Below are 561 nucleotides of genomic sequence, written 5' to 3' on the forward strand. Positions count from 1 at the left end.
GCTCCCCGAGACATATCGGTGTTTGTCCCGTCCTTCGTCGGCTCCTAGTGCCAAGGCATCCACCGTGCGCCCTTCTTCACTTAACTATCTTACTTGTCTTACTTATGAAAAAGTTTGTTGGTTATTGTTTGATGTCTTGTCATTTCTTATCTAGTTTTCAAGGTACAAATGGTGGAGCCTAGCGGGATCGAACCGCTGACCTCCTGCGTGCAAAGCAGGCGCTCTCCCAGCTGAGCTAAGGCCCCAAATAAAAGAATGGTGGGCCTGAGTGGACTCGAACCACCGACCTCACGCTTATCAGGCGTGCGCTCTAACCAGCTGAGCTACAGGCCCATTCAAATATAGGAATAATTATGAGAAGTGACAATTAATCACTCAAAACTGAACCAAACAACCATGTATGATTTTTACCTTTTAAAAAGGTTTGAAGCTTTCATATCCATATGAAATGGATACTTTCGCTTTTCCTATTATCCTTAGAAAGGAGGTGATCCAGCCGCACCTTCCGATACGGCTACCTTGTTACGACTTCACCCCAATCATTGGTCCCACCTTCGGCGG

General features: G+C 46.3%; 2 tRNA genes and 2 rRNA genes. All 4 read right to left on the reverse strand.

The window, feature by feature from the left end:
• Positions 1 to 86 (reverse strand): 23S ribosomal RNA (locus tag ACFOZ1_RS16445); the annotation flags it as partial.
• Between the two features lie 83 nt (positions 87 to 169).
• A tRNA-Ala gene (locus ACFOZ1_RS16450) sits at positions 170 to 245 on the reverse strand.
• 11 nt (positions 246 to 256) lie between these two features.
• Positions 257 to 333: transfer RNA gene (locus ACFOZ1_RS16455), tRNA-Ile, on the reverse strand.
• Between the two features lie 147 nt (positions 334 to 480).
• Positions 481 to 561: ribosomal RNA gene (locus tag ACFOZ1_RS16460) — 16S ribosomal RNA — on the reverse strand; the annotation flags it as partial.

The organism is Gracilibacillus marinus, from assembly GCF_042651725.1.
In the GTDB taxonomy this organism is placed as follows: domain Bacteria; phylum Bacillota; class Bacilli; order Bacillales; family Amphibacillaceae; genus Gracilibacillus; species Gracilibacillus marinus.